General features: G+C 56.1%; 1 protein-coding gene. It reads left to right on the forward strand.

Going from position 1 to position 5375, the window contains the following annotated elements; genetic code table 11:
- Positions 1 to 192 precede the first annotated feature (192 nt).
- A partial coding sequence (locus AACO21_RS16575; RefSeq protein WP_346193634.1) for a filamentous hemagglutinin N-terminal domain-containing protein occupies positions 193 to 5375 on the forward strand: 5183 nt, incomplete at its 3' end.

Genomic DNA, 5375 nt, shown 5'->3' on the forward strand with positions numbered 1-5375 from the left:
ACGGTGGCTATGCCATAAATCCGTCAGGTGTAAGGGGAAACTCGGCCTTAAACTGATTTGTGCAACAAAGCCATTCGCAATTTGCATCATAAGTACATTGTATTTTGTGAATATTCTTTAGGCATTGTGAGAAAATCGCGCGCACATCATTCCGCAGGGGAGGCTTGCGGAACACTCGCGTGAGAAAAACAAATGAATGCCTGTTCGACGTTTGCGGTCCGGACGCTGGTTGCCGCCATTTCGGCTTGTTTTACCGGAAGCGCTCATTCTGCACCCCAGGCCCCGACTGTCGTGGCTGGGCAAGCAGCATTCCAGCAAACGGGTAATACCCTGACGGTGACCAATGCCCCTGGCACCATCATCAACTGGCAATCGTTCAGCATTAACCGTGACGAAGTTGTGCGCTTTCTCCAGCAAAGTAGCACGAGCCAAGTCTTGAACCGTGTCACAGGTATTGATCCCAGCGTGATTCTCGGCCAGCTGCAAAGTAATGGCCGCGTCCTGTTGATCAATCCGAACGGTGTGCTTTTTGGCAAAGGGGCTCAGGTCGATGTCGCAGGTCTGCTCGTCTCGACTCTGCAACTCAAGGATGCCGATTTTCTTTCTGGGCGATACAAATTCAACGACACCCCGGGGGCGGGTAGCATCAGCAATCAGGGCACTATCCGTACGCAAAGTGGCGGCCATGTCGTTCTGATTGCCCCGAAGGTTGAAAACTCCGGGATCATCCAGTCTCCCGAAGGCCAGATTTTGCTGGCGGCCGGACGGAGCGTGACACTCGCGGACCCCGATAAACCCGCGATTCAGGTCGAGATCACCAACCGTGACAATACGGCCGTCAATCTCGGGACCTTGATTGCCAAGAACGTCACGTTATACGGCGGCATCATCAAGAACAGCGGCTTGATTCAAGCCACGACGGCTGTTGTGGGTGAAAACGGCAAGATCCGCCTGCAAGCAAAATACGATGTCGAGAATACCGGCACCCTGCAAGCCAATGGGCCTCAAGGTGGAGACATCTTGCTCCAGGCTCAGGAGGATGTCGCCCGTGTGCAAGGACTCGTTGAGGCCAAAGGCAGTCTTCCGACGGTCAACCCGGAAAATGCACCCAAATCCGAACAGCTCGGCAAAGGTGGTCGCATTGAAGTCCTGGCCCCGGATATTGTTGTCGACGGGGTGGTCGATGCCTCCGGTACCACTGGGGGGGGCGCGATCTTGATCGGGGGGCAGTATCAGGGGGGTAATGCTCCTGTACCCACCGACTGGTCGGTTAATCCTGCCTTGCAGCGTGCCAGCCTGAGCTTGGACAACCCTTATGCGGCATCGCCCAATCTGACCGAAAGCACCGTGCCGCTCAGCGGTAGTCCCGTTGACCCGAGTCAGCAAACCGGGAACCCGTCACAAAATAGCCCACTGATGCCAAACCGGCCTTTACCCACGGCCAGAACGACGACCATTGGTGCCAATGCGCGTATTCGGGCTGATGGTATCGAGGAGGGCGATGGCGGGGTGGTGGTGGTGTGGGCGGATGAGTCGACGCATGTGGCCGGCTTGGTTTCGGCACGCGGGGGGCGGCTGGCTGGGAATGGCGGCCTGATCGAAACCTCCGGAAAAATCGACCTCGCCGTCGATATCCCGGTCGATGCCTCGGCAGCAGCAGGGCGCGCCGGCCTCTGGTTGCTTGATCCGAACAATATCCAGATCACCAACATCGATGCCAATATCACCGGTAACCCAGATTTCACCACGACCAACAACACTGCCACGATCAACGCAGCAACCATTCAAACGGCGCTGAATGCTGGAACCAACGTCACCATCTCCACCGGTACGGCTGGTACCAACTCGCAGGCCGGCGATATCCTGGTTTCGGCGGCTATCAACGTTTCCCCAGCAACTACGACCAAGCTGACGTTGCAGGCGCATAACAACATCACCTTTGCCGCAGGCGTTAGCGCCAGTGGTGCAGGTGCCCTGAATTTAGATCTCATTCCAGACTCCGACGCTTCAGGGGCTGGCAAGGTGCTTATCGGCAGTACCCTCAACCTCAACGGCGGAGCCCTGTCCGTATTGGGATCGGGAACGGTCGATTTTACTGGCAGCACAATCAATGCCGGTACGTTGACGGCAACCACAGCGAATTTCACGGCGGGCGCCAATACGCTGAATTCGCTATCAACGTTTACCAACGTTAATGCCAGTGGCGGATCGCAGACGGGGAGTGGTGCATTGACGGCCGCCAATGTCACCATGACCTCCGGATCGCTCGGCGGCAGTGGTGGTATCACCATTTCCAACAGCCTCAACTGGCAGTCGGGTACCTTCTATGGGCCAACTGTATTGGCTTCGGGGGCCACGGCTACGCTGACGACAACTGCTTCAAAGGTTGTGGGCGCGAATTTCACCAATGATGGCACCCTCAACATCGATGGCGGCCGCATTAATATCAATAGTGGCTTTAACCTGCAGAACTCGGTTGGCGCCACGATCAATCTCAATACCAGCGATGGCTATCCGATTTATTTCGGTACTGGAAACGCGACATTCAACAACCTCGGTACCCTAAATCAACTGGCTGTTGGATCCCACGAAATTAACCTTTCCCTGGGTACCTATAACAACAGCGGTACTGTTAATGTTCTGGCGGGGGCGCTCAGCTTGCGTAATTCGGGCACCGACAGCGGCAATTATGTGCTGAGTGCCGGGGCAACATTGGCCTCTGGCAGCGGGGCAACACGGATTTTCTCGGGTTCGATCACTGGTGGAGGCACGTTCAGCGTAACCGGTGGTACCGCAACAATAGGAACGGGTGCCCAGATCAGTTCAGGGTTGGCGTTATCGAGTGGCACTGTGATTATTGCGAGTGGTGCAGCGCAGACGGTTTCAAGCCTCAGCCTGACAGGGGGTACGCTGAATTCGTCGGATTCGCTGACGGTGACGGGCTCGGCAACCCTAAGTTCAGGTACGTTCACAGGGGTAGGAGGTCTGACGACTTCAGGTGCGACCACACTGGGGTCGGTCACATTGTCTGGATCAGGCGGGATAGGGACGTCCGGTACAACCACGGTATCCGGCGCGTTTGTCATGAGTGGCAGCAGTTGGATAAACAGCGGAACAGTCAATGTCATCACACCAGGCTCAGTAAACCTCGGTACGGGCGGGGTGTGGACAAACACTGCCAGTGGAACGATTAATTTCAACTCGACGACTTCCACCCTGGTTACGTATTCCGGTAGCGGCTCGAATAACCGCTTCAATAACGCCGGGACGATCAACCAACTGCACAATGCGGTGCATGGGTTTGCCATGACCTCTTCGGATGGAACGGCACAGTTCAACAACACAGGATCGGTCAATGTTGTTGCTGGTAGCTTGACGATTACCGGAGGTGGCACCGATACGGGTAATTACAATATTGCAGCTGGCAGTACGCTGGGCTTCAACTTTGGAACGCGTAGCGAAGCAGGGGTAGTGTCGGGCGCGGGCATATTCGCCAATAGCGGAAGTGCGGTAACGACAACCTTTGTTTCGGGAAGTACGTTAAACATTGCACAGTTGAATGTGAGCTTTGGCACGCTGAATCTCAACAGTAACGCTAGTTTGCCGGATACCGTTGCCGTGACGGGAGGCACACTGAATCTTGCTACCGGCTCAGCCAAGACGCTCACGAATTTGATCTTCACGGGAGGGGCGCTGGTGGCCAGCGATCCCTTGACGGTTACCGGGACCGCAACTTTGGGTGGGACGCTTTCGGGTACTGGCGGGCTGACGACAAGTGGTTCGACGACCGTTTCCGGTCCGTTTGCTTTGGGTGGCGGCAGCTGGGTTAACAGCGGCACCGTCGATGTCACAGGAACAGGATACGTCAATCTCGGTTCTGGCGGTGTGTGGACCAATACTGCTGCTGGAACTGTTAACTTCAATTCCTCTACCGGGGCTGTTGTCACGTATTCCGGTAGCGGCTCGAACAGCCGCTTCAATAACGCCGGCACGATCAATCAACTGCACAACGCCGCGCATACCCTTAACGTCACGTATTCGGACGCAACGGCGCAGTTCAACAACACGGGATCAGTGAATGTTGCTGCGGGGAGTCTGACGATCTCGGGCGGCGGTACCGATACCGGTAATTACAATATTGCGGCAGGCAGTACGTTGGGTTTTAGCTATGGAGCGCGCAGCGAATCCGGCACGGTTTCCGGTGCGGGGATTTTCGCCAATAGCGGAGCGACCATCACTTTTGCTCCCGGCAGTACGTTTAGTCCCGCGCAATTAAACCAGACCGGCGGCACGCTTCTACTCAATACAGGCGCACCGCATACGCTAAGCAGCTTGTCGCTGTCCGGCGGTACGATCAATACCTCGGATGCCCTGACTGTTACTGGCGCGACGACACTGGGCTATGGGTGGCTCTCAGGAACAGGGAGTCTGACTACCCTGGGTACAACGATTGCTGGTAGCTACTGGTTTTACCTCCAGACGACGTGGAATAACGCAGGGTATGCCACAGTGCCGTCGGCCGGCATTATGATGACTAACGGCACGATCAATAATCTGCTTGGCGCAACCTTTGATGTCTCGTCTGCATATTCGTCTCCATTTACAAGCAGTGGTGGGGTCAACACCTTCAATAACGCAGGCACCTTCAATAAATTAGGCGCTAGCAGTGTTACAGCGTCGCCAACAGCCTTCAACAATTCGGGTACGGTGAATGTTCAGGGCGGAACGCTGACATTGTTTGGGGGTACGGATACAGGGGCATATTCGATTTCCACCGGCGCAACGCTGGAATCCGTCAGTGGTACCCGCTTGATGACTGCCAGCAGCAGCGTTGGCGGTAGCGGTACGTTGAAACTGAGTAGCGGTTCGCTGCAGTTCCTGGGTACCTACAATCTTCCCTCTGCCCCCCTTGTCGCAGGAGGTTTGCTCGATTTTGAGCCGATCAACAGCGTTGCCCTTGGTGCATTTACGGCGAGCGCTGGTACTTATACCTGGGGGGGCAACACATCCTTCGGCACCTATCTGAATAGCGGTGCAACGACAACCTTTAGCGGTGCGTCGAACGTTAGCGGGTTGACGGTTAGCAGTGGCAGTGTGCTCTCCAATAGTAACTTTAGTGCCGGGAGTGTCACAGTGACCGGTGGCACTTTGACGGTGGATGGCACGGCGAGCATTGCGAATTATGCGCAGAGCGGTGGTGGGGTGCTGAATGGATCTGGCACGCTGACGGCGACGAACACGTTCTATTGGACGGGCGGTGTTATGTCTGGGACGGGAACGACGGTGGTGGCGGCCGGGGCGACGGGCGCATTGAATACGCCGACGACCAGCACCTCGCTGTACCGGACGCTGGATATTCGCGGAACGGTGGATTA

It is taken from the genome of Dechloromonas sp. ZS-1 (assembly GCF_039649255.1).
In the GTDB taxonomy this organism is placed as follows: Bacteria; Pseudomonadota; Gammaproteobacteria; order Burkholderiales; family Rhodocyclaceae; genus Azonexus.